At 31.1% G+C, this 25922-nt stretch carries 24 protein-coding genes, 1 tRNA gene and 1 pseudogene; 8 read left to right on the top strand and 18 right to left on the bottom strand.

Features of this window, described 5'->3' with window-relative positions:
• Window positions 1–208 precede the first annotated feature (208 nt).
• The 5 genes from Trichorick_RS00385 (at window position 209) to ftsH (ending at window position 8859) form a co-directional block, all read left to right on the top strand.
• Window positions 209–1804: a class I SAM-dependent methyltransferase gene (locus tag Trichorick_RS00385; RefSeq protein ID WP_323738300.1), complete on the top strand. Its 1596-nt coding sequence runs from the start codon at window positions 209–211 to the stop codon at window positions 1802–1804.
• Window positions 1805–1960: 156 nt separating this feature from the next.
• Complete coding sequence (locus Trichorick_RS00380) at window positions 1961–3562, top strand: class I SAM-dependent methyltransferase (RefSeq protein WP_323738299.1); 1602 nt, start codon at window positions 1961–1963, stop codon at window positions 3560–3562.
• Window positions 3563–3582: 20 nt separating this feature from the next.
• Window positions 3583–5181, top strand: coding sequence for a methyltransferase regulatory domain-containing protein (locus Trichorick_RS00375; RefSeq protein WP_323738298.1), 1599 nt, complete (start codon window positions 3583–3585; stop codon window positions 5179–5181).
• A gap of 7 nt (window positions 5182–5188) precedes the next feature.
• Window positions 5189–6499, top strand: coding sequence for a tRNA lysidine(34) synthetase TilS (tilS, locus tag Trichorick_RS00370; RefSeq protein WP_323738297.1), 1311 nt, complete (start codon window positions 5189–5191; stop codon window positions 6497–6499).
• Window positions 6500–6972: 473 nt separating this feature from the next.
• Window positions 6973–8859, top strand: coding sequence for an ATP-dependent zinc metalloprotease FtsH (gene ftsH / locus Trichorick_RS00365; RefSeq protein WP_410250248.1), 1887 nt, complete (start codon window positions 6973–6975; stop codon window positions 8857–8859).
• Window positions 8860–9037: 178 nt separating this feature from the next.
• Here the strand turns inward: ftsH and Trichorick_RS00360 are convergent, their stop codons facing one another.
• The 3 genes from Trichorick_RS00360 to Trichorick_RS00350 form a co-directional block, all read right to left on the bottom strand.
• Entirely contained in the window at window positions 9038–9301 is a 264-nt protein-coding gene (locus Trichorick_RS00360; protein WP_323738296.1) for a hypothetical protein, read from the bottom strand.
• Window positions 9302–9392: 91 nt separating this feature from the next.
• Window positions 9393–9833, bottom strand: coding sequence for a DUF805 domain-containing protein (locus Trichorick_RS00355; protein ID WP_323738295.1), 441 nt, complete (start codon window positions 9831–9833; stop codon window positions 9393–9395).
• A gap of 8 nt (window positions 9834–9841) precedes the next feature.
• Complete coding sequence (locus tag Trichorick_RS00350) at window positions 9842–10900, bottom strand: leucine-rich repeat domain-containing protein (RefSeq protein WP_323738294.1); 1059 nt, start codon at window positions 10898–10900, stop codon at window positions 9842–9844.
• 811 nt (window positions 10901–11711) lie between these two features.
• Between Trichorick_RS00350 and Trichorick_RS09255 the strand changes: the two genes are divergently transcribed.
• Window positions 11712–11819: a hypothetical protein gene (locus tag Trichorick_RS09255; RefSeq protein WP_410250271.1), complete on the top strand. Its 108-nt coding sequence runs from the start codon at window positions 11712–11714 to the stop codon at window positions 11817–11819.
• A gap of 387 nt (window positions 11820–12206) precedes the next feature.
• On the opposite strand, the gene Trichorick_RS00345 is transcribed toward Trichorick_RS09255, so the two are convergent.
• Entirely contained in the window at window positions 12207–12620 is a 414-nt protein-coding gene (locus Trichorick_RS00345) for a DUF805 domain-containing protein (RefSeq protein ID WP_323738293.1), read from the bottom strand.
• Window positions 12601–13734 (bottom strand): leucine-rich repeat domain-containing protein, encoded by a 1134-nt coding sequence (locus Trichorick_RS00340; RefSeq protein WP_323738292.1) that lies wholly within the window; start codon window positions 13732–13734, stop codon window positions 12601–12603. Before Trichorick_RS00340 ends, Trichorick_RS00345 begins: the two co-directional genes overlap by 20 nt.
• Before the next feature lie 743 nt (window positions 13735–14477).
• Here Trichorick_RS00340 and Trichorick_RS00335 point away from each other — a divergent pair.
• On the top strand, window positions 14478–15881 hold the full coding sequence (locus Trichorick_RS00335; protein WP_323738291.1) for a hypothetical protein: 1404 nt from the start codon (window positions 14478–14480) through the stop codon (window positions 15879–15881).
• 35 nt (window positions 15882–15916) lie between these two features.
• Here Trichorick_RS00335 and Trichorick_RS00330 read toward each other — a convergent pair.
• From Trichorick_RS00330 to Trichorick_RS00320, 3 genes are all read right to left on the bottom strand, one after another.
• Window positions 15917–15993: transfer RNA gene (locus Trichorick_RS00330), tRNA-Arg, on the bottom strand.
• Window positions 15994–16015: 22 nt separating this feature from the next.
• Entirely contained in the window at window positions 16016–16411 is a 396-nt protein-coding gene (locus tag Trichorick_RS00325) for a hypothetical protein (protein ID WP_323738290.1), read from the bottom strand.
• 88 nt (window positions 16412–16499) lie between these two features.
• Window positions 16500–18224 carry a DUF4153 domain-containing protein gene (locus tag Trichorick_RS00320; protein ID WP_323738289.1) on the bottom strand — a complete coding sequence of 575 codons (1725 nt, stop codon included), beginning with the start codon at window positions 18222–18224 and terminating at the stop codon, window positions 16500–16502.
• Between the two features lie 110 nt (window positions 18225–18334).
• Here Trichorick_RS00320 and Trichorick_RS00315 point away from each other — a divergent pair, with 110 nt between their 5' ends.
• Entirely contained in the window at window positions 18335–19255 is a 921-nt protein-coding gene (locus tag Trichorick_RS00315) for an RluA family pseudouridine synthase (protein ID WP_323738288.1), read from the top strand.
• A gap of 28 nt (window positions 19256–19283) precedes the next feature.
• On the opposite strand, the gene Trichorick_RS00310 is transcribed toward Trichorick_RS00315, so the two are convergent.
• From Trichorick_RS00310 to Trichorick_RS00265, 10 genes and pseudogenes are all read right to left on the bottom strand, one after another.
• Entirely contained in the window at window positions 19284–19526 is a 243-nt protein-coding gene (locus Trichorick_RS00310) for a type II toxin-antitoxin system mRNA interferase toxin, RelE/StbE family (RefSeq protein WP_323738287.1), read from the bottom strand.
• A gap of 5 nt (window positions 19527–19531) precedes the next feature.
• Window positions 19532–19780 (bottom strand): type II toxin-antitoxin system Phd/YefM family antitoxin, encoded by a 249-nt coding sequence (locus tag Trichorick_RS00305; protein ID WP_323738286.1) that lies wholly within the window; start codon window positions 19778–19780, stop codon window positions 19532–19534.
• Window positions 19781–19871: 91 nt separating this feature from the next.
• Window positions 19872–20273: pseudogene (locus tag Trichorick_RS00300) on the bottom strand (Na(+)/H(+) antiporter subunit B); the annotation flags it as partial.
• Between the two features lie 25 nt (window positions 20274–20298).
• Window positions 20299–21249 (bottom strand): KpsF/GutQ family sugar-phosphate isomerase, encoded by a 951-nt coding sequence (locus tag Trichorick_RS00295; protein ID WP_323738285.1) that lies wholly within the window; start codon window positions 21247–21249, stop codon window positions 20299–20301.
• Between the two features lie 335 nt (window positions 21250–21584).
• Window positions 21585–22211 (bottom strand): ribonuclease D, encoded by a 627-nt coding sequence (locus tag Trichorick_RS00290; RefSeq protein WP_323738284.1) that lies wholly within the window; start codon window positions 22209–22211, stop codon window positions 21585–21587.
• Entirely contained in the window at window positions 22195–22539 is a 345-nt protein-coding gene (locus Trichorick_RS00285; RefSeq protein ID WP_323738283.1) for an FtsB family cell division protein, read from the bottom strand. Before Trichorick_RS00285 ends, Trichorick_RS00290 begins: the two co-directional genes overlap by 17 nt.
• A complete protein-coding gene (locus Trichorick_RS00280) occupies window positions 22536–23183 on the bottom strand; it encodes a phosphatidate cytidylyltransferase (protein WP_323738282.1) in 648 nt (215 codons plus the stop codon). Before Trichorick_RS00280 ends, Trichorick_RS00285 begins: the two co-directional genes overlap by 4 nt.
• Window positions 23176–23868: a polyprenyl diphosphate synthase gene (gene uppS, locus Trichorick_RS00275; RefSeq protein ID WP_323738281.1), complete on the bottom strand. Its 693-nt coding sequence runs from the start codon at window positions 23866–23868 to the stop codon at window positions 23176–23178. The genes Trichorick_RS00280 and uppS overlap by 8 nt, the downstream gene beginning before the upstream one ends.
• On the bottom strand, window positions 23858–25186 hold the full coding sequence (locus Trichorick_RS00270; RefSeq protein ID WP_323738280.1) for a sensor histidine kinase: 1329 nt from the start codon (window positions 25184–25186) through the stop codon (window positions 23858–23860). Before Trichorick_RS00270 ends, uppS begins: the two co-directional genes overlap by 11 nt.
• Entirely contained in the window at window positions 25170–25850 is a 681-nt protein-coding gene (locus tag Trichorick_RS00265) for a response regulator transcription factor (RefSeq protein ID WP_323738279.1), read from the bottom strand. Before Trichorick_RS00265 ends, Trichorick_RS00270 begins: the two co-directional genes overlap by 17 nt.
• Window positions 25851–25922: the final 72 nt, after the last annotated feature.

Here is a 25922-nt window from a genome sequence, read left to right as displayed (position 1 = left end):
TTTATAATATTATATAGGAGATTATATAAAAATATTACATAAAATCAATAGAATAATATAATAAATGCATAAATATAGAGAGTGTACAATGAATTTATTATTTATAAATCAAATAAGGTTTACAGCCTAAGTTAGTAAATTTGGTTGACCGGCTACTTAATCACTATATAATTTGCTTAAATTATGATTAAATCTATAAAGATAAAATATGAGCGACAAAGTAGAAATCACCACTAAAAACAATAATAACACTTACGATGAAGTGCCTTACGAAAGCTATCCTTATATTCAGAGTCACCCATATCATATGATGACTTTAGGCATCTTGTTTGGTATGCAACCTACTGCCCCAGAGAAAGCGAGAGTGCTAGAGTTAGGCTGCGCTGCAGGAGGTAATATTATTCCGCATGCAATAAATTATCCTAAAGCCCAATTTGTTGGTGTTGATTTATCTAAAACCCAGATAGAGGAGGCTGATAAACATGTACAGGATCTTGGTTTAAAAAATATTAAATTTCATCATTGCTCGATCACTGATATTGATGATAGTTTTGGTAAATTTGATTATATAATTTGTCATGGAGTGATTTCATGGGTACCAGAATTTGTAAGAAGTAAAATTTTTGAAATTGCTCAAAAAAACCTCAGTGAAAATGGTATAGCTTATATTAGCTACAACACTTTACCTGGTTGGAATATGATCCGCACTATCAGAGATATGATGCTCTATCATTCGGCAACGTTTAGTAACGTACAGGATAAAATTTCTCAATCGAGGCTATTATTAGATTTTGTTAAAGATAGTCTAGAAGGATCAACTTCTCCATATTCAGAAATGTTAAGAAACGAAGCTAATTTATTAGCCAAGCAATCTAATCATTATTTAAGACATGATCATCTAGAGGAAGAAAATAAGCAATATTATTTTAATGAGTTTATGGCTGAGGCTAATAAACATAACCTACAATATTTGTCAGATAGTACCTTATCTACCATGTATTTAGGGAATATGCCGCCAAAAGTTGCAGAGGCTCTAAAAGCAGTAAATGATATAGTGCGAACAGAGCAGTATATGGACTTCATTACAAATCGAAGATTTAGAGCAACTTTATTATGCAATAGTTCCATAAAATTAAATAGAACTATTAATAGTGACGATATTACTAAATTTAACCTAGCTCTTACAATTATTCCTGAAAAAGAATTAGCGCAAGTAGATCTTAATGATTCATTGGATTCATTAAAATTTTTCTTAAATGGTAATAAAGAATCTAGCCTTTCTACTTCCTCACCATATATGAAAGCAATATTATATAGTTTTGCAGAACATTTAAATAACCCTATTAGTTTTGATAAACTCAGCGCAAGTAGCAATCAAAAACTAGGAGGGAATAAATTAGCAGAAATCAAAAAAGAATTCTTAAGTAATGCTATGCGATTAGTGTTGCAAGGATATATTACCATCACTTTACAAAATACTAGAAGTAAGGCTAATTTAGATTGCCCAAAAGTAGCTAAATTACCAGTGTACCAAGTTACTCATACTAATAACTTATGGGTTACAAGTCTAAAGCACGAAGCTGTAGAAATTAATATTTTTGAAAAATATGCTATAAAATATATGGATGGTAAAAGAACTAAGCAAGAGATCGTTGATGCTGTAATGCCGCATGTAACAGCTGGAGAGTTAGTGTTAAGCCGGGAAGGTAAAAAGATCGAAGATCACGAAGAATTGGTTAAGGAGCTAACTAACTGTTTAAATGTAGCTTTAAATAAAGCTGCAGCTAATGCGTTATTAATTTAACAAGACGTTATTATTTCGACATTGGCTTTGCAAAAATAAAGTCATAATTTTGAATTTATGGTGCAATTATTTTTGTATGTTTTATGGTGGTTAAACTAATTATACAAGGACATTTTAACATAATAGTTTTAGATGTTATTGATTTGGAAAGAATATATGAAAAATAATTTAGAACCGCTTGAGGACTCAAGCGCATATGAAGCCATGCCTTATGAAAATCAGTCATGCCTTCAGAGTCACCCTTATCATTTAATGACTTTAGGTGTTTTATTTGGTGTGAACGCGGTAAAACCAGAACAAGCAAGAGTGCTTGAGTTAGGTTGTGCCACTGGTTGGAACATTCTTCCGCATGCAGTAAATTATCCAGAAGCAGAGTTTATTGGAGTTGATTTGTCAAAAGTACAAATTGATAAAGCCAACAAGTATGCTATAGGGTTAGGTTTAAAGAATATTAAATTTCATCATTGTTCAATTACTGATATTGATGAGAGTTGGGGAAAATTTGACTATATAATTGCTAATGGCATATTATCATGGGTATCAGATGCAATTAGAGATAAGATATTTGAGATATGCAATAAAAATCTCAGCGAAAATGGTATAGCTTATATTAGTTATAATACGTTACCTGGTTGGAATTCAACGCGTAATGCTATAGATATAATGACATACTCCACAAGGAATTATAAAAATATTCAGGAAAGGATTGTTCAATCTAAAGCTTGTTTGCAGTTTATTGCTGATAGTGTTGTAGATCAGGATGCAGCTTATACTCAATCTTTGCATTTAGAAAGGGATATAGTAGAAAATTTATCAAATTTTGAGCTGAAGTCAAATTATTTAGGAGAAATCAATAGATCATTTTATTTTAATGAATTTATTGCAGAAGCCAACAAATATAATTTACAATATTTAACTGATAGTAGTTTGTTTACAATGTCGATGAAAGGTACTCCGGCAGAAATTACAGAACTGTTAAAAGGTGACAGTGATGCTATTGAAAAAGAACAATATATAGATTTTATAATAAATCGTAGGCATAGGGAATCTTTATTATGTCATGCAAAACTTGCTTTAAGTTTAGCGAATAATGATAGATTAAAGCAATTCAATATGACATGCAATGTTCTTCCAACTAAGCATATTGATGATATTGATATTAATAATGATAGCGAAAGAATAGAGTTTGTTGATCCAACTAATAATAACTTGAGTTTATCTACCGCTTCACCATATTTAAAAGCTGTGTTGTATAGTTTTGCTGATTGTTATGATCATCCATTAAGTTTTGATGAGCTAACAATGATGGCAACTCAAAAACTTAAAAAATTTGATAACAATATATTGGAAAAAGTGCAAGATAGGTTATTGAATAATTTGATGGGGCTAGTATCGCAAGGATATGTAAATATTACTTTACAATATTTTCAAGTTCCAGAACCAAATCTGGATAAACCATGCCTTACTAAAATAGCTTTATACCAGGTTAGAAATACTCAAAATGGTTGGGTAACGAATTTAAAACACGGTATAGTAAATATTAATGAGCTAGAGATAATGGCTATGCAATATATGGATGGTAAGCTTGATAGGAAAGAAATTTTGGAACGTGTATTAATTAATATTAAAGAAAAAGATTTAACATTAACTGATACAAAAAATGAGACATTAAAAGATGAGTCTGTAATTAGGCAGCAAGTGTCAATATTTTTAGATGATGTATATAACACGATGCTGAATAATTCATTATTAATATAAGTGACGGTTTAAGTATGAATATGGTGAATTTACAAGTTGCAAAAGTAGATAATATAGGAAAATCATATGATAATGTAACTTATGATAGTGATACTTTTCCACAGAGTAGTCTATACCATCTGATGACTTTAGGTGTTTTATTTGGTATGAATCCAGTAAAGCCGGGGCAGGCGAGGGTTCTGGAGCTTGGTTGTGGAATAGGAGGTAACCTTATTCCACATGCAATAAATTATTCAGAAGCAGAGTTTGTTGGAGTAGATTTATCAAAAACACAGATTGATGAAGCTAATAAGCATGTTGTCAAGTTGGGTTTAAAAAATATTAAGTTTCATCATTGTTCAATTACTGATATTGATGAGAGCTGGGGTAAATTTGATTATATAATTGCTCATGGATTATTATCATGGGTACCAGAGTTTGTAAAAAATAAAATTTTTGAAGTGTACAGTAAAAATCTTAGTGAAAATGGTATAGCTTATATTAGCTACAATGCTTTACCAGGTTGGAACATGATTCGTAGTATCAGAGAAATGATGCTATATCATACTAGAAAAACAAATGATTTGCGTGAGAAATATATTCAGGCAAAATCTTTTCTTGACTTTATGCTCAAGAATACAGATGTTGACTCTCCATATAGTAAAATTATAAAAAAAGAAGTTGAGATATTGGCTAATGCTCCTGATTATTATTTTATTCATGAGCATTTGGAAGAATATAATAAACAATATCGTTTCTTTGAATTTATACAAAAGGCAAAGCAAAATGGTTTGCAATATTTATCTGAAACTGATCTAGCTATTATGTTTCCCGATAATCTTCCTGAGAATGTCGCTAAAATATTAAAACAGTTTAATGATTTTATAGAAATACAACAATATATGGATTTTATTACTAATCGTAGATTTAGAACAACTTTATTATGTCATGATAATATACAATTAAATAGATCTATTAATATTAATTCTATAAAACAATTTAATTTTCAAAGTTATCTCGCAACAGAGAAAGAAATAACTAATAACGATATTGTTAACCCTAGAACTACTATTAATTTTATTAACAAACTTGATAGTGATATAAAAATTACTACTACCCATCCTATTATGAAAGCTGTGTTGTATGTCTTGAAAGAAAATTTACGCAATCCTATAAGTTTTAGTAAATTAGTTGAAGAAGCTAATATAAAGTTAGGTGGTAAAAGTTTGGATGTAATTGAAAAAGCCTTATCTGATCATATAGTAGGTTTAGTATTTCAAGGGCATATTCAAATTACATTACAAGCTGATAGACCTAAAAGAGACTTAGAAAAACCTAAACTATCAACTCTTTCTTTATATCAAGTAAAAAATAGAACTGATTTATGGGTAACAAATATATTCCATGAAAAAGTAACTATCAACAAAGTACAAAAAATTATGATGTCTTATATGGATGGTCATAATAAGAAAAAGGATATAATTGATTTAACTACATCCTATATTAAGGCTAATCGTATCAATATAAATGATTTATTAAATACTAAAATTACATTATCGTCTGATAAGCTTAAGGGTAGTCTATTACAAGTATTAAATGATACAATATATTCTTTAAATCAAATGGCTGTTTTAGTATAAACAAGTAATGTTATACTCCAAATTCCAATATAACTTATATCATTTATTGGATGGTTATTATCCAAAAGTGATAGCTGTTGCAGTTTCAGGAGGAGGGGACTCAGTAGCTCTTTTGGCATTAATGCATCAGTGGGCTACTTCGCGTAGTATAAAGCTGGTTATTATGACTGTAAATCATAATTTAAGGGCACAAGCTATAGTTGAAGTTAAACATGTGATGAACTTAGCGCAAGATTTTGGTTATAATTGTGCTATACTCAATTGGGATCACCAAAATAATTTTTCTAATTTACAAGAAAGAGCACGAGAAGTGCGCTATAGCCTAATGACTAATTTGTGTAAACAACTAGATATTTTAACTTTACTGACAGCACATCATGCTGATGACAACCTTGAAAATTTTATTATCAGGCAAGAACGTAAAAGTGGTACTTTAGGATTACATCATAGCCCTATAAATTTTACAGGTAATACCAGGATCTTACGGCCATTATTTGATATTCATAAAGTAGAGTTGCTAAATTATTTATTAGTTAATAATATAAGCTGGTTTGAAGATGAATCAAATTTGTCCAATAAATATAAACGTGCTCAGATTAGAATAGCTTTAGCTGGACAAGATCGGCTTCGCAAAAAAGAATTAAGATTACAACAGGATAAAATTAACGATCAAGCAAATATAATAAAACCGCTATTAATTGCAGCCATCGCCGAGTCAGTAACTATATATAAATATGGCTTCGCAAAAATTGAGCTTGATAAATTAGATAATTTTAACAACGATATACAATTACAATTAATTCATTTCGTGTTAACTGTAATTAGTGGCAATACTAAAGTACCACGGGCGCGATCCAGTCTACCAATATTGTCTTTATTACATGATTGTCAAAAATTTATTAAGACCTTACATGGATGTATTCTCGATAAATCAGCAAATATATTGCTGGTTTATCGAGAATTTGGCAAGAATGCTCCATTAGATGTTCCATTAATCGATAGAGCAGTATGGGATAATAGGTTTTGTCTTGACCACAGAAATAGATCTTTACCTAGATATGCTTACATTACCAGACTCTTAGCTAGTGATTATAAATATTTGAGGCAAAAATTAAATTTATCAAATGTATTAGAAAATATTATTGATTTATCTCCCAATAAACATCAGGCTATATTATTTACTCTACCTGTTATCAAAATATTTGAAAAAGTTATAGCGCTTCCCCATATATCTTATTATGATAGTGCCAATTTGATAGAGAAACTTGATTTATCCTTTAGACCAGGTTTTATGTCACGTTTTACACATTTCTGTTAGAGGCTGTCAGATCAGTCTATATAAGAGGTAATTTTGTTGTCAAAACTCGTCTCCGTTCCTCACGTACAAAGGGTACGCTGCGGTACTCGACTTCGTTTTTCCTAAAACTTCCTCTCTTATATAGACTTTCAAGACAGCCTCTTAGAATAAAAATCTAAAATATTACTTTGTGAATAGAGTCGGGTAGACGGAGAGCTTTGGAGTGTACGATAATCATATGTATCAAGTTAAGGAAATGAAGCGAGTCCTCTGTCTGAGCTGAGACCACGATAGTGGGTCGAAGCAATTCAGTAAAACATGTCGTTCATTTTTTGGATTGCTTCGACTTCGTCTCAGTTCAGGCGATTGAGCGTCAATTTTCTTTAACTTGATACATATGGTACGATCAAGTGACAACTGGAATACAGTTTAACACAATGTTGCTAAACTACTCTCAAGATGAGAGCGAGTATAAATTGTTTTAAGGTTATAAAATGAACAATCAAGGAAAAAACATTCTTATTTGGATATCAATTTTTGTTGGTATGATGTTTATTTTTAATGCTTTACAAGGAGATAACCTTGTTGGTGGTAAAAATAATATTGCATTTTCAGATTTCTTAACCAGAGTTGAGAATAAAGAAATTGGCTCGGTTAAAATACAAGGTAGGATGATTGAAGGAAGTTTTGCTGATGGTAGTTCTTTTTCGACCTATGCTCCAGATTATCCAGATTTAATCAATAGGCTTAATGAGAATAATGTCCATATAGAGGTATCACCGCCGGATACTAAAATGAATTCATTATTTAGTATTTTTGTCTCATGGTTTCCGATGCTGTTGTTGATTGGTGTATGGGTGTTTTTTATGCGCCAAATGCAAGGTGGCGGAAAAGCTATGGGTTTTGGTAAGTCTAAAGCTAAATTAATTTCTGACAAAGGTCCTAAAATTACTTTTAAAGATGTCGCAGGTATTGATGAAGCTAAAGTTGAATTAACAGAAATTGTGGATTTTTTAAGAGATCCCAGCAAATTCCAAAAATTAGGTGGTAAGATTCCAAAAGGCTGTTTGCTTATAGGTCCTCCAGGCACTGGTAAAACCTTGTTGGCAAAAGCAATTGCAGGTGAAGCTAATGTTCCGTTCTTCAGCATCTCAGGATCAGATTTTGTTGAAATGTTTGTCGGAGTAGGTGCTAGTCGAGTTAGAGATATGTTTGAACAGGGAAAACGTAATGCTCCTTGTATAATATTTATTGATGAGATTGATGCAGTTGGACGTCATCGTGGTATTGGTCTTGGTGGTGGCAATGACGAGAGGGAGCAAACTCTCAATCAAATGTTGGTAGAGATGGATGGTTTTGAATCAAACGAGGGAGTGGTAATTATTGCAGCGACTAATCGTCCAGATGTACTTGATCCAGCTTTATTGCGTCCTGGCAGATTTGATCGGCAAATTACAGTGCCAAATCCTGATATAGATGGTAGAGAACAAATTTTACAAGTACATTTAAAGAAAATAAAACATAGTCAAAAAATAGAGCCACGTATTATTGCTCGTGGTACTCCAGGTTTTTCCGGTGCAGAACTAGCCAATCTTGTCAATGAATCAGCTTTACTTGCAGCTAGAAACGGTAAAAAAGAAGTTGAGATGGAAGATTTAGAGAATGCTAAAGATAAAGTATTGATGGGTGTAGAACGTCGTTCAATGGTGATGTCAGATGAACAGAAAAAATTAACTGCTTATCACGAAGGAGGGCATGCTTTGGTAGGGCTTTACTGCCCAGCTTCTGACCCTATTCATAAAGCAACGATTATACCACGCGGCAGAGCTTTAGGTATGGTGATAAGGTTACCAGAAAATGATCGTTTTTCTATTACTCGAGATAGAATGGAAGCTGATATAGCAGTGGCAATGGCCGGCAGAGTAGCCGAAGAAATTATTTTTGGATTACATAAAGTAACTTCTGGTGCCTCTTCTGATATTAAGATGGCAACACAAATGGCTAGAGCTATGGTTACAGAATGGGGGCTAAGTACTGTGATTGGGCCAATATATCATGGAGCTGCTAATGAGGATTTATATGCTTATGGAGGTAGAGGCGGAGCAAAAGATAAATCAGAACACACGGCAGAACTTATCGACCAGGAAGTAAAAAGCCTTATTGAAAAAGGATATGATTTTGCTAAAACTATATTAACTTCTCATATAAATCAATTACATATATTGGCAGAAGCACTAATTGAGTATGAAACATTATCTGGTAAACAAATCAAAAATTTGTTAACTGGTAATGATCTCCACGCTGAAGAAGATCCTATTTTTCCAGTACAAAATGAATCTGTTGCTACTAACAGTAAAAAAAAGAAAAAAGATAATACATAAACTGTATTATTTTTGGCACTCCCAAAGTGGCAGCCTATCTGCGATGTTTAGTTTGTTGCAATCTCACATTGTGCGGATGACGGGATAAAAGTGTGGGGTATTATGATAATTATTAGAGAAAAATCAATCTGTACAATATTCCTCCATGTAGGAGCATTTATAACTCCGTGTAACAGTCTTAAAACCCCATCATTATTTTATTATCATGGTAAAATCCGTCTAAATTAAATACTTGATGTTGTATAACGTCGGCAAATTTACAAACGACAGTATAATCCATATTAGTATCGCCGACAGTTATTACTTTTATTTTAGATAAAGCGTAAGGATCCGCTTGTAAAATATCGCTAAATTTTTCAGCTATGATACAATTACCATTGTCGTCTTTTCTATAATGACTTTCAAGTCCTATATGCGGTTTTGAGATAAAAAAAACTACCAATTTTTAGGTTGGTAGTTTGTATGTCCAAAACTATTCAAATTTACAATATAAAGCTTATTCTATCATTTTTAAACGTACATTTAATAACAGTTTAATATATAGGTTCTTCACCATATTTATTAGCACCAGAAGTTCCTTTTAATATAAGTAAAGGTGCATCTATAATATATCTGATATATTCAAATAAAAATATATACTGTTCAAAAAAAATTACGCCTAACATATTTAATAAAAAAATAAACCAAATCCACCAACCGCTAAAATTTAAATCATGTAATCTTCTTATATCTATAGAGATAGATGGTATTGTTATAAATAAAACAAAAAATAATGTTATATATGCAGAAAATTCTATTTCTTTGAAACCCATTAATCGAATATCAAAATTAGAATAATCCTTAGATGAAAATAATTTTAAAAACTCAAATAGGAAAAAAAAGAAAACAGTAAAAACTATGTATTCTTTTCTGTTAGCTCGTCCTGAAAATTGAAAATATTTTTTTGTGAGACTATTAAAAAGTATATAAAACATATAAAAATCTAAAAAATTGTACAGTTTTGATCGAATACTTCACCTACAAGTTCTCTAGTGTCAATATAACAATATAGAGCTTCAGGAGTTAAAAGATTATCTATAACAGCTTCTTTTCCTGCTAGAAACAAAGCACCTGGTATAGATTTAAGTATTATTCCACCTTTTACAAAACCATCAATCACACTATTACCAACATTAACCCCAAGTTCTTTACATTCTTTCCATTTATCAACCTCCATATTACTTCTAATTTTATTAGTTGAAAAATTGCTAACATATTGGTCTATTTGATTAATGTAATATTTAAAACCTTTTGAAAAAAACTCCTTAATTTCAGGCAGTGTATTGGCTATTTTTAAAATAACAACTATTTCTTTTACAACGTCAGATTTAAAACTTTCTGCAAAGTGTACGTAACTTTTTTCTGTAATAGGATTTCCTGAAACATCTAAAGACCTTAAATTAGGATATCTACCTGATACAAGGGATTGTGATATATAGTTAGAACCATAATCACCGATATTGTTATTAGATAAATTCATAAGTTGTATTTGGTGTGTTCTGACATCGAAATCATTTCGTAAATTATAGAATAAAGATTCTATACCCAGATTTGAAATTCTATTATACCCTAAGTTCAATTGAAGTAAATTTAATTCTTGCCAATGTAAAAATCTTGCTAAATAAGAAACTGATTCATCGTTCATCAAATTAAAGCTAAAATTCAAATGCTTCTTTTCAGAAAGAACATGTCTATCTTTTGATTGTGTTAGATAATCTAAATGTTCGACAGTTCTACGAACAACCCAATCACCTTTTTCAAAAAATCCGTTCATATCAAGTCTACCGTCGCTACTATCGTACGCATATACAAAATGCCTATCAACTTCATCGTTTGTAGCTTGAGAATAGTTATGCGGTGATTTAGTTTGATGAGATGGTTGATGAGAGCTAAAGGACTGAGCTATTTGCACATTTGATATGTGATTATGAATAGCTTGAGTAACCGTCCGTATGTTACTTTCTATAATACTTTGACCTATATTCATAGTGTCAATAGCCATATATATAGATAAGACAGGGTTTTTAGACTTGTATCAAAGTCAAAACCTGTAATATCCATTATTTGTTGTATACATAGTCTTTGATTGTCTACGCTTCTATCATTAGACCGAAAAAAATTCAGCGCATAACAAAAAGCTCTTTCAGTAACTTCATCTATTCTACTTTTCATGATAAACCTCTAGTTTAATTTCCTATTATAATAAAGAATAGTAAGTTAGAATTTTTGAGAAGTAAGAACTTCTAGTTTTAAAGCGAGTTCTATTGCTTAAAACAGTAGTATTTTAACCTACACAATTCTTAAAAGATAATTGGGTATTATTAACCTATGGTTGTAGTTTAGGATTTGTATATAATTATGTCAATAATTTTATTCAAGTATTATCACTGCTAAAGCAAAGAGTGGCAGTAAAGTGCATTAGTATTAATTTCTATCTACAAAATTAACCCGAACTATGGATTGTATCTTGAAAAAGAGCCAAAGTGATGGCTTGATAGAGGAGGTCAGGAGTAACGCTGTATTATGGATTGGTTATTAAAACCGAGCTTATCTGACAGGCTCTTATTAACGCACTCGATGTCATTCCCAGCAACGGCGGGAATCCAGCGTATAGCGTCGGTCAGTGAGCTTGGGACGACAAAATTTCGCGTGATTCACCTGTGCTCACGTATTATAAAGCTTGCTCAAGGCCTCACACTAAAATTTATCGTCCCTAGCTCACTGACTCTAGCTATAGTTTATGCGCAAGCAATAGAAAACGCAAAGGTTCAGCCTATCGAGATAAGTGGCATGTTGACGAGGTCAGAGTAGTAATTAAAGGGCAAGTATTTTGGCTGTGGTGCTTAATTGACGCTGATGGTCAAGAGATTGAAATATTACTGCAAAAACACCGAAATGCTAAGAGCCTGTCAGATCAGTAGATATAAGAGAGGAAGTTTTAGGAAAAACGAAGTCGAGTACCGCAAGCAGTCTTTTGGTTTGTTTCGGAACTTCGACTGCGTTTTGAGTGAGCAAAATTACCTCTTATATCTACTGATCTGACAGGCTCTTAGGATTCGCTTGTAAAATGTCGCTAAATTTTTCAGCTATTATACAATTACTATTTTCGTCTTTTCTATAATGACTTTCAAGTCCTATATGCGGTTTTGAAATAAAAAAAACTACCAATTTTTAGGTTGGTAGTTTGTATGTCTAAAGCTATTCAAATTTACAATATAAAGCTTATTCTATCATTTTTAAATGTACATTTAACAGATTATATATTACACAACAGTTTAACAGACAGAATATGAGCAAGGCATTTATTATTACTCTGGAGGTTCTCCGTATTTGTTAGAACCAGGCGTGCTCGGAACTAGAATCAACAACATTTCTATAGTATAAATAAAATAATCCGTTAATTGATCATTAAAAGTCTCAAAAAGTATAATAGCTATTATTATAAATAATATAATTATACCACTAAAATTAAAATCATGTAATCGCCTAAAAGCGATAGACATATATGGAATTATTATAAATATAATATAAATATAATACCATGAAAGTAATGAGATATATTTCAAGAAATAATGAACAGCAAAATCTAAAACACTAAAAATTAAAAACTCTTTTCTTGAAGCTCTTCCAGAGAATTTAAAATACTTGAAAAATATGCTTTCTATTAGAATGTTAAAAATATCTTTTATAATATAAAATATTCTATTCAAAGATAAAATCATCTGAAGCTGTACCTATCATTTCTTTAGTGTAATCATTAATGTCTATCAAAGATTTAGAGTTTATAACACCTATGCATTGCATAAGATCAGTTGTAAGTAAATCTTTGTAATCTTCTTTTACTACTTGTAAAAATATACCAGATACAGCAATTAGTTTTTGAGGTAATGTTTTTGCTTTTGATAATACTGATAAAATTTTAGGATCGCTAACTTTTTTAACGAAACCAGCGTAAATCACCTTACTAGTTTCTTGTAAATATTTTCTACACACAGCCCATTCATCATCACCATATAAAGCAACCAAAGCCTTTTCTGCATTATCACTTTGTTTATGATGTTTATCTGCAAAATAATTAAAAGCTTGTTTTAAAAATTGCCATGTGGTTTTTGAAGATGAATTATCATGTGTTTTTATTACTATTTCTTGATTAGGTCTTGCTTCCATCGCTTCAATAAATGAAACACTTCCATTTGTTGTAATTTGATTACCTGAAACATCTAAAGACCTTAAATTAGAATATCTACCTGATATAAGGGATTGTGATATATAGTTAGAACCATAATCACCGATATTGTTATTAGATAAATTCATAAGTTGTATTTGGTGTGTTCTGACATCGAAATCATTTCGTAAATTATAGAATAAAGATTCTATACCCAGATTTGAAATTCTATTATACCCTAAGTTCAATTGAAGTAAATTTAATTCTTGCCAATGTAAAAATCTTGCTAAATAAGAAACTGATTCATCGTTCATCAAATTAAAGCTAAAATTCAAATGCTTCTTTTCAGAAAGAACATGTCTATCTTTTGATTGTGTTAGATAATCTAAATGTTCGACAGTTCTACGAACAACCCAATCACCTTTTTCAAAAAATCCGTTCATATCAAGTCTACCGTCGCTACTATCGTACGCATATACAAAATGCCTATCAACTTCATCGTTTGTAGCTTGAGAATAGTTATGCGGTGATTTAGTTTGATGAGATGGTTGATGAGAGCTAAAGGACTGAGCTATTTGCACATTTGATATGTGATTATGAATAGCTTGAGTAACCGTCCGTATGTTACTTTCTATAATACTTTGACCTATATTCATAGTGTCAATAGTCATATATAAAGATAAGACAGGGTTTTGTATTTTTAGACTTTGTATCAAAGTCAAAACCTGTAATATCCATTATTTGTTGTATACATAGTCTTTGATTGTCTACGCTTCTATCATTAGACCGAAAAAAATTCAGCGCATAACAAAAAGCTCTTTCAGTAACTTCATCTATTCTACTTTTCATGATAAACCTCTAGTTTAATTTCCTATTATAATAAAGAATAGTAAGTTAGAATTTTTGAGAAGTAAGAACTTCTAGTTTTAAAGCGAGTTCCATTGCTTAAAACAGTAGTATTTTAACCTACACAATTCTTAAAAGATAATTGGGTATTATCAACCTATGGTTGTAGTTTAGGATTCGTATATAATTATGTCAATAATTTTATTCAAGTATTATCGCTGCTAAGGTAAAAAGTGGCAGTAAAGTGCATTAGTATTAATTTCTATCTACAAAATTAGTACTTAATGCACTGTTTCTTAGTCGTAATTTTTTATTTATCCACAGCAGTGAAGTATATCCTACCTCAGATCAACAAAATCACAGGAATTTTTGTCGTTGTTACCAATCATTTGAATATCACTCCTATAATCAAAACATTCTATGTGGTTTGTGTTGTTGAACATAAACTAAGATATGCAAAATCTAATTTCTTATAAGCTAAGAATCTAGAATAATAAATATTTTTTAATTATTGCTTTTTATTAATTAATTTGTTAATATTAATTAATAAATTCAAGGATTAGTTGTTATGTCTAAATATATTAATTATGCACGTAAAGGAAAAGTAGCTCAACCTAGATATGAGGGATGGAAAGATGTAGATTATAATGATAGAGTATTAGATGCTTTTGCAAGAGTTTTTGAGGTTCAAGAAACAACAGCAGTAGCTGTAGCACGCAATGAAAATAACGATTTGTTGTTAACATATAATATCCCTAGTATTTTTTTTAATTCTGATAAAGATAATAAAGAGCTTCAATCTACAAAAATTCGTAATTCTTTAGTTGAAGAAGAAGCAGAGGAAAATAACAATGTAACTTCTTGTAAAGAGAGAATTGATGAAAAAATAGAATGTATACATAATATTTTAAAGGATTTATATAAATTAAATCTTAATAATAAAGAATATAGCAATCAATTTAATAAAAAATTTGTTGAAATATTAATACTAAAACAAGATTATCTTGATCTTAAAACAAAAGTAGAAATTAACAAAGTTTTGAGACAACAAGACTTCGAAAGCATAAATAAATTAAAGAAACAATACTTAGAAGATAAAGACAGTGTTGATATTGAGGAAATTAGAATTAACCCTAATTTATATAATAAAACAAAATTATATCAAGATACTGTAAAAATTATTACCTATTTTAAGCAAGAAAAATATTTTCCTGAAATTGAAATATGCGACAATAGTGAATCAAATTTTCATGCAGAGAATTTGCTTTCTGGTTTTGTAGAAAATGGTTTATATATAGGAGTATCTACATTATCCTGTAGTGATTGTGCTCTAGTATTAAATGATAAGGATATAAAATTTAGAGGAACACATGGTGTTTCTTATCATAGTTATAAATTTCAAGAAGGAACGCAAGAGCATTTTATAGAAGAGTCTGAGACAAAATACGACAAAGGTTATAAAGTACTTAAAGAGACAATAATATTAAATCATGATAATTCAGACGATGATTTATCAGAAGAATCTATATTTGAACAACAAGCTATTACTAAATTATTACCAATTAACCACCAACATAAATCTAAAGCAAAACTTAAATTTGAGCAGAAACTTAAACTGAATATACAATTCAAAGATGAATCTGAATTCGAAGATGATATTTTACAGGATAAATATGTAATACAAAAGAAGAATGCACAATTTAAACAAAACACTGCAAGCGTAGAGAAAAAGGACGAATATTTTTTAGATCCGAGTAAAAAGAAAGTTTGTAAAGAAGGAGACCATACGCAAACGAGCCAAGATCAATATATAACACCTATAAAATTCAATATTGGATCTAATAACTCTCAATCTGCGTCTTTATTTTCTGGATCTACTCAGGATACTTTTTTTAGCAGTAATAGCTTGACGCAGATCCAAATAAGTTCTTTTGAATTAGAAACTTTAGGAATTAAACTTGGGGGTACATAACAAGATATAAATATAAGTGAAATTGAATAAAAAAATGGCGCACCCGAGAGGATTTGAACCCCTAACCTTATGATCCGTAGTCATATGCTCTATCCAATTGAGCTACGGGTGCAGAATATAATTATTTACATTACTTAGTTACTTTTCTCCATCGCAACTAAGTAATGTGAAGGGAATTTTTTATACGCCCCAGTAGCAGCGTCAACTAAAAAACCAGGCCAGAATATTACATTTATCAGAGATGCAGGGTTAAAGCTATCACCAACAGAAGTATTAAGCTGCTTATAACCATCGGCTTTACACAATACTGATATAGGGCCAGAAGATCTGGTAACAGTTACTGTACCAGGATTATTGGTGATATAATAGCTTCCTCCAGCTTCATCCATAACAGTGCATCTCGCTTGTTCTAAAATGTCGTTATTTTTTATATCAATGGCTTGAATGTGCAAAGTCTGACGAGCGCCAGAAAAAACGGTTGCACAGCCAGAAATTATTATTGCAATAAAAACTATAATAAATAAATACATAATTTGCTTAAGTACATGAAGAAACCACTCTATTCTAAAATAATCAGTATGTCAATAAGCCAAAAAGAAAAGAATTTTTCTGATATTTTTATTCAGAGTCTTTGATTTTAATCAGTATCAGCCCTGTTAATGAATTGATTGTTGGCTTTTGGTTATAGATAGTACCACCGATTTGGGTTAATAATAGCTTTACACGCAACTTACGGTCAACTGACTCTACTGCTATAAAACGTTTTGTTGGTATATCAACTATATATTGTTGTCGAATGTTCTCGAGATTGAAATAAACTACATGGTTAGTTTTCTCATTGGTAATAGTAAGCATACTAGTGCTTGGTTCAAAAAAAACAGTCAGTTGTTGATCATTAACTTTAATAATTTTCCTAACAGTAGAAATACTGGTTAGCAAATCATATTCTTCAATCAAGATACCATCATCAATGTAGGAATAAAAATCGTTAAAAGTAATATTGAAATCACTTTCATGTTTCAGATCAGTAACCCCTAATTCCTTCACTATCTCCTCTGCTTTAAGTGACTTAGGATCAGTGATATTAATATAAGCATTAGGTTGATCGATAAATAATAGTTTTAAATTATTAACTTTATTACTTTTTACCATATAATTAACAATGGAGTAAATATCTTCGTATAAACGCTGTTGATCAGTTTGTTTACTCTTTAGCAGCTGAGTTAATCTATTAAATTGACTATAGCTTGCAACATTTTCTGCGCTCAAAGGGCTAAATAAAGCAATTAATAGTAAAATAATCGCCACCTTATGCATATTGTTTATGGTATTAGTACGACTATTAATTAAACCTAGTATAATTGCTGATATTAGCCAGATTAACCATATTAGCACCATATATCTGGCTTCAGTAAACCCGTATTGATTAATTCTTGCCGCTATTGCAATAGCCATTAATATTAAAGGTGCAACCATTAATTTGAAAAAATAATGATAAAAGTAACTTATGATATTTTTTCCTTGATTAATTATCGGATAAGACGCAACAAAAGAGGAAATTGCTAAACCAGCAAAACCAGATACTAAATAGACGATACCACCATCTGGCAATTGCCAATTGATCATTATTTTGATGATATAAATATACAAAATAATTAGATAGATAATTGATAATGGAACACATATATAGCTCATCATTATCTTTAGACCTAGCGGTAGATAATCTAATTTTTTAAAACAGTCAGTAGTAAAGTTGAATAAAGCAAAAATTGGAGCAAAGAATGATGAAACAACAATCCAACTCCCAAAATAAAATTCACCAGGAATTTTTATATCAAATAAAATATAAAGAGTTAAGGCAATAAAACTAATACCTAGGAAAAGTACTATGGCTACAAAAATAGTAAAAGCCAAATTAAAGTAGACATGATAATTAAAGCTCCAGACAATTTCGTTATCTGTTTTTTTAAAAAGAAAAGGACTGACAAAAATTGATAAAAAAAGTATCAAAGTAAAATAGAATATGAAGTCAGGTTTCATGGTAGATTTAGTAGATAAATACCAACTTATCAGCAAAAATATTGGTATGCTTAGTGCATAATAGAATTTGTCTCGATAATTATTACTCTCTGCAAATAATTTAACAGCTAAAAACCAAAAAAAACCACAAAATAAGATCAATAACCATCTTACAAGATCTGTAGCATCAATAATTTTAGTGGGTTCAAGCAAGGCAAGTAAAGCAAGTAAGGTAAAGAATACACTGCACAATATCACTAAAGAGAAACGGCATAAGGTTTTCTTTAATTGATAGATATTTGAATCGATAAAATTTTTTATCATTTCAGAGCCTGTCTTGAAAATTGACTAAATATTTTAGTTCATATTTAATCAATTTTCAAGACAGGCTTTAAGGTTATATATAATTCCATTTGAATAAAAAGAGTAGGTTTATGACATGTATTACAGTCAATGTTGAGATTCCTAGCAGATTAGATCGATATTTGCGCCGAAATTATCCAGAGCTTACTCAAGGAATCATTGAACAACTACTGCGGCGAGGCCAAATTAAACTTAATGGTCGTAAGGTGCATGCTGGTATTCGTGTAGTGAATGGAGATAAAATATTAATTCAAGAACGGGTAAGTATAAAATTTAATTCATCATCATCAATAGAACAGAGCTTCTCTCCAGCAATTAAAAATTTAGCTGGTAAATTATTACAGGAATATCAACTATATTCAGATGATAATTTATTAGCTATCAATAAACCTCATGCTCTTGCAACTCAAGGAGGCAGTAAAATTAGACTCTCTATTCAAGATGCATTATGTTATCTGAATACTAAAGGAAATGATTTTAAGCTAGTACATAGATTAGATAAAGATACTAGTGGCTTGTTATTAATTGCCAAGAATTATTTGACAGCGTACAAATTAACAACTGCATTCTCTAATAAAACTATTCAGAAAATTTATCTAGCTATTGTCTATGGGAGGCCACCACAAAGCTCTGGAGAAATACAAGGAATGATTGCCAAAAACCGAACTGGAGTATATGAGAAAGTTGCGGATGATAATAATGGCAAGCTCGCAATTACGAAATATAAAGTATTAGCCACTGATGGCAAGAGATCACTAATAGAATTTATACCGCTTACCGGTAGAATGCATCAATTACGATTTCATGCTTTAAAACTAGGGTGCCCAATAATTGGTGATAAGAAGTACTCTACTTCAATAACAAAACATGAACCACCTATGTTATTGCATGCAAGAAAAATTATTATTCCTTCTTCTCTATGGGGTTTTGATCTAACTATTGAAGCTGACTTACCAGAATATTTTCTGACAATTATGAATAGCATCAACTAAAGAATCATTAGATTTACCCATAATGACCCTACATTTTTAGTATTTTTACTATTTTTTGTTTTTCTAGAATCTCATAGACTAATCTATTTTGTAAATTAATTCTTATCGAGCGCTTACCAAATAAGTCACCGGACAATTTTTTACTATAAATTGGCTCTGGATTATTAGCTAAGTCTTGACAAAGTTTTTCTACTTTTGTTGCTAATTTAGCTGCTTTTAGTTTATACGCATCACGTTCAGATTCTTTAGAATATACCAAGGTATATAACATAAATATTATTTCCAGACTTCATCGTGCGAAACACATTCTTCTATAGGTTCTGCGCTAGCTTTAAGTATTGATTCCACTAAACCTGGTATAGAATATAAGTATAAAGTTTCCTGCATAGATTCATAATCTTCCTCTGATAAAATCACCGCATTGCTACGCTTGCCTTTTATATATATTGGTTGATGTGTTTTATTGGTTTCATCAACTAGTTGAAATAATTTAGATCTAGCTTCTGTAGTTGTGTAGATGGTCATATTCACACTCTTATTTATTTTGTCATCTTTTGTAGTGCACCATATAACGTACGTAATTACAATAAACAAAACTATAAATAGGCTAAGATATCTAGTTTTGGGTTTCCTGCAAGATAAAATAAATCAGGTACATTACGGCAGCAACTGTTAGACCTACTCCTAGTTCTATGGTAAAAATTCCGATAGTTTGGGCTAGAAATTTATCATTTGCTAGTACTGAATAATCTAAATAATAACTATCGAATATCATAGGGATAAAACCAACTCCTGTATATATCATTACTCCAATTACAGCAATTATTCGTAAAAATCCAATAGAGAAATGCATTAAATTCTTACTATAGACCAGATCAGCAGCAATAATAGCACTAGCAAAGATTACTCCGGCTTGAAAGCCTCCACCAGGAGATATTTCACCGTTAACCTGGATATATAAACTATATAGGCATATATATGGAATAATAAACCTGGTAATAGTTTTTATAATTGGTGATTTGTAAAGATTTTTTTTAATCACACTAGCTAATGCCCACTCTTAACAAATCATGAATATGAATTACACCAACTAATATTCCTTGTTCAATTACCGGAATGGCAGTGATTGAGTTATTATTCATGATATATAACGCTTCAGTTGCAAGTTGCGTTGGTAAAATATATTTAGGATTAGCCGTCATGACATCATAAGCATATTTTAAGGAAGACATATCTTTTAAATGTCTACGTAAATCTCCATCAGTAATTATCCCAATTAAATTATACTGCGTATTAATAACTATTGCACAACCAAGACTTTTTTGAGTGATAGTTATAATTGTATCGGTAAAAGCAGTATTTTCGTATACTAGCGGTAATTGGTCACCTGATCGCATTAAATCTTTGACTTTAAGCAAATTTGCTCCAATTTTTCCACCTGGATGATATAAACGGAAATCATCTTTTGAAAATCCTTTTGCTTCTTGTACCGCTACAGTGAGAGCATCACCAAGAGCCAACATCATTAATGCAGACGTAGTTGGGGCGATAATAGTTGAAGCTTCTCTAATTTTAGGAATAGGCAATAAAAAATCGCTATTAGTAGCAAGAGTAGATGTAGGATTCATGGTCATGGCCACAATTTTTATAGCAAACCGCTTACAATAGTTAATAATATCAAATAATTCTTTAGTTTCTCCAGAATTAGATAGCATCATCACTAAATCTTGCTCAGTGATCATTCCGAGATCACCATGGCTGGCCTCAGCTGGGTGAATATATAAAGCGGCAGTTCCAGTAGAGGCAAAAGTTGCGGCAATTTTACGTGCAATATATCCACTTTTACCAATGCCGGTAAGTATTATTCTACCTTTGAAACTAATAATGCAATCAACCAAATTAGTAAAAGATGACGGTATGTTTTGAGCAAGTTCAGATAATGCAGCAGCTTCTTCTAAAATTACTCTGGTAGCTGTTGTTTGGTGGTTAGTCATAGGTTCTTCTTGTGATAATGGTGATAGTCCTAGATCCCAAATAAACAATGTCTCCCGAAGGAAGAAAAGTCATCCCGAACACACGATGTCTCCCGAACTTGTTTCGGGATCTTATGAAATCCTGATGAGATCCCGAAACAAGTTCGGGATGACATCGTGTGTTCGGATGATTTGCGTTAGTTCGGGATGACCTTTTGTAAGGTTTGAGATAGACGAAGGTCAAAATCAAGAAGTGCTAGGAGTATCAAATTCGAGCACCGCAGCGTACTTTAGTACGTGAGGAGCACAGATATTTAGATACGACAACGCAATTCGCAGATTTTCACCGAGTATATCTAGTGGAGGAAGATGTCTGTCTCACTCCATCCCATCAAATCCAGCTGCACTCTAGTCGGTAAAAATGCAAAAATCTTATTTGCAAGTTCAAGCCGGTCTGCTTTTATCAGCATATCTTGTAATGTAGTACGAATCTTATGTAAATATAATACATCTTTTGCTGCATAGTCCTTTTGTTCATTAGTCAATTCATCATTGCCCCAGTAAGAAGATTGTTGTTGTTTAGAGATCTGAATGCTTAGTAATTCCCGACACAATTCTTTTAAACTATGAGCATCAGTGTAAGTTCTAATTAATCTTGAGGCAATTTTGGTACAAAAAATATTTGTCAAATCAGTTTGTAAATAATGTTTTATTGCAGCTAAATCAAATCTGGCAAAATGAAATATTTTGCACCTACTTTCATCAGCAAGTAATTTCTTTAAATTAGGGGCTACATAGTTCTTATCAATAAACTGGATCAAGTAGGCATTACCATCGCCATTACTCAATTGCAGTAAACAAAGATGATCACGTTGTAAGTTGAGTCCCATAGTTTCGGTATCAATTGCCAAATCGCCTGGTATTTCAAAATTATCTGGAAGATCGTTTTGAAACATTATTATGTTATTATGGGTTTTGCTCATTTGATATTACTGATGCTTGAGTTGTTGAAAATATTAGCTCTCTCGGAGACGCTATTCCTAAAATGTTACGAGCTTTTTCTTCTAAAAAATCCTTATCTCCAGATTTTAAAAGCTTAACGTGATGCTCTAGTTCAATATTTTTAGCCATTAAATCTTCAAGGATACTTTGGGTTTTTGTTAGTTGTTGATTTAGCCTGAAGTAAGCGAAAACACCAAGGTCGCCATAAATAGTATGAAATATAAAATACCCTAACGACATTAAAAGCAAGATATTAAACAACAATTGTTTTGAGAATCTTGTTAAAGTAATTAAACGCAAATAACTCATAATATATAAATTGTATAAAATAATATTGGAGCAGTTAAAATAATACTATCGAATCGGTCAAGTACGCCGCCATGTCCTGGTATGATATTACCACTATCTTTGATTTGATGATAACGTTTAAAATAAGAAATGAACAAATCGCTTACTTGAGCTATTATAGCAAGAATTCCTGTATTTAACATCAAATAAAATCGATTTAGTTGATAATAATGCGATATTTTATTATCTATTATTGTGTCAAAAGCAATTACAATTATGCCGCTGCTAATGACACCAACAACTAAGCCGCTCCAGGTTTTTTTAGGACTCAAAAATGGAGCAAGTTTTGGCCCTTGTAGAATTTTGCCACCAATCATTGCAAAAGTATCAACTGACCAGATCATGATAAAATATCCTAGCAATAACCATTGATGCTGAGGTTGAGAGTTTATCAGAATCAACGTTATAACTGGAATTGAAATAATGACTAACCCTAATAATAAATGTACTATATGATCCTGAGTCATTTTATACCATTCATAATACATACCACTGGCTACTAATATCATGCAAAGGCAAAATAATGGTGGAAGCCATAATATAGAAGCAACAAATAATATAACTAGGACGATGCTAGATATAATCCGTAGTACAAAGTTAGGCATGAGACCTTCCTCCAAAAGTACGTTTTCGTGTTGAATAGTCAGCTAGTGCAGCAATCAAATCTTCTCTATCAAAATCCGGCCAATATTTCTCAGTAAAAAACAACTCAGCATATGCTGATTGCCATAATAAAAAATTACTGATTCTTAATACGTTACCAGTACGGATTAATAAGTCGACATCAGGCATCTCAGGATCATAGAGATATTGCTTAAAGTCATCCACAGATAATGTCGATAATTTAGCATCAATAATTTTTTGATAAGCATCAACGATTTCAAGTTTACTACTATAGCTAAAAGCAAGACATAAGGTCATTTTATTATTATGCTTGGTTAGTTCTACAGCTTCAGCTATTCGTTGCTTAGTATATTTATCAATGTTGTTTAAGTGTCCGATCACTTTTAATTTAATATTATTTTTATTTAATGATTCTGCTTCATTAGATAAATAAGAATTGAATAAATTAATTATAAAAGATACTTCTCGTCTTGATCTTTGCCAATTTTCATAAGAAAAAGCATAGAGAGTCAAATAAGGAATATTATATTCCATTACCACCTCTATTAACTTTTTTACTCTTTCTGCTCCATTTTTGTACCCTTCAGTTTTGGATAGTCCTTTTGCCGTTGCCCATCTGGCATTGCCATCCATGATTATAGCTAGATGTTGAAGATTAGGCTTCATTAGTTTTATCCTTAATTTCTTTAATAATTGGCAAACTAATACGTACTAATAAACCATTTAATAATTTACTATCCTCTAAAGTAATAGTGCCATAATGGCCGGTAATAATTTCTTTAGTAATAGCGAGTCCTAAGCCGACATTACTTGAATATTCCAGTGATCTTGCATGATCAGATCGATAAAATGGTTTAAACACTAACTCTTTTTCTTGACCATGAATGCCAATACCATTATCTTCAACCTCTATTAGAGTGGATGTTTTAGTTTCACTGATAGAAATTTTTATTTTGGTAGAATATTTAATGGCATTATCGATTAAATTAGATATCGCTCTGGCAAAAGCAAATGGTTTAATTTGTACTTTATGTTTTTGTGGCTTAATGTCAAATGTAATATCACGACCAGGATATTTAGTTTGAATAAAATTTACTACCCAATCAGCAACTTCGATTATTTGAAAATTTTCTCCACCTTCACCTCTGGCAAAATCAAGGTAAGTTGCAATCATTTGAGTCATTGTATTGATATCTTGCTGTAGTTCTATAGTGGCTTCAGATGAAGGCATTAGTTCTAATTGTAATTTCATTCTAGTTAGTGGTGTACGTAGATCATGTGAAATCATTGCCAACATTTGAGTTCTGTTAGCAATTTGTTTGTCAATACGATCTTTCATTTTTAAAAAAGCCAGACCTGCCTGGCGAATCTCATATGCTCCCGATGGTTTGTAATCAAGTCTTTGCTCTCGGCCAAAAGCATCAGCTGCAGTGGCTAACTCCAGAATAGATTTAATCTGATTACGAGAAAAAATCAATGATACTGATAGTAATAAGATGGTTAAAAATATTAACCACAATACAAATATATAAGTTGTAGGATTTAATAATAATTTAGTAGGAAAGGTGATTTTTAGTAAACCATTGTTAAAAGCAATAGATACAATAATTTTTTTTTCATGATCCAAGGTAACAATAACTGGTTTTTTAAGTTTTAAGTTTAGAATATTCTTAAAAATTTCTAATTCCTCGTTAAGTTTTGGTCGAATTTTTGGTAATTTTATTCCTTGATAAAATTGGTACGATAGATTTAAATATTCATTTATATGTTGATTTGTATCAGTAGTCTGAACATTATGATAATTATCTAGCAACCATTTAATTTCATTAGCAATTATATTACTAGTGTAATATGAAACATTATACCAATGTCGATCATAAAATAGAAATACTGCTAACATTTGTCCAATTAGGCTCGGTACTACTATAATTAGCATGAACCTAGCTAATAAAGTCTTAGGTATAAGGTTACGTATTGAAAACATAACCTATACCGCGAATCGTTTTTAAATATTGTGGTTGTCTTGGATCATCCTCTATTTTATTTCTAATCCTTGTAATCTGTACATCAATTGACCTGAGTTCAAGTCCTCCCATTTGAGTAGATAAATCTTCACGACTAAAAATTACACCGGTATTAGTAATAAAAATATTTAATAATTTTTGTTCAGTGTAACTAAGTTTAACTAATCGATTTTTTTTTGTTAATTCTTTCAGACGTAAATTATAGCAATTATCACCAAAGCGCTTGCTTTGATCTTGTTGTTGGTATTGATGATAGGCATCAATTAAATTTTTTACTCTTAGTAATAATTCTCGTGGTTCGAACGGTTTAGTCAGATAATCGCTAGCACCGGCTTCCAACCCTTTAATGCGATCTTCAGGTTCTGCCAGTGCCGTTAACATAATTATCGGCATTTTATTATCATTTGACCTTGTGTTTCTGGTAAAGTCCAAACCGGTAATACCGGGTAGCATTATATCTAAAATTAATAAATCAAAAATAAAATATCGTAAAAATATTTCTGCTTCTTTGGCTGAAACAGCTTTTGACACCAAAAAATTATTTTGTTCGAAAAATTTCTTCAAAAGTTTAAGTATTCTGATATCATCATCAACAATGAGAATGTGTGGTTTTACTGCTGGCATAATTTAAAATGGATTTTGGCTCAATATTAGTAAAATTACAGTGAGTTGACAATATTTAAAGTGTGGATTATT

Origin of the sequence: Candidatus Trichorickettsia mobilis, from assembly GCF_034366785.1 — a bacterium.
GTDB classification, from domain to species: Bacteria; Pseudomonadota; Alphaproteobacteria; order Rickettsiales; family Rickettsiaceae; genus Trichorickettsia; species Trichorickettsia mobilis_A.
This window is presented reverse-complemented; position numbering and strand designations above follow the sequence as displayed.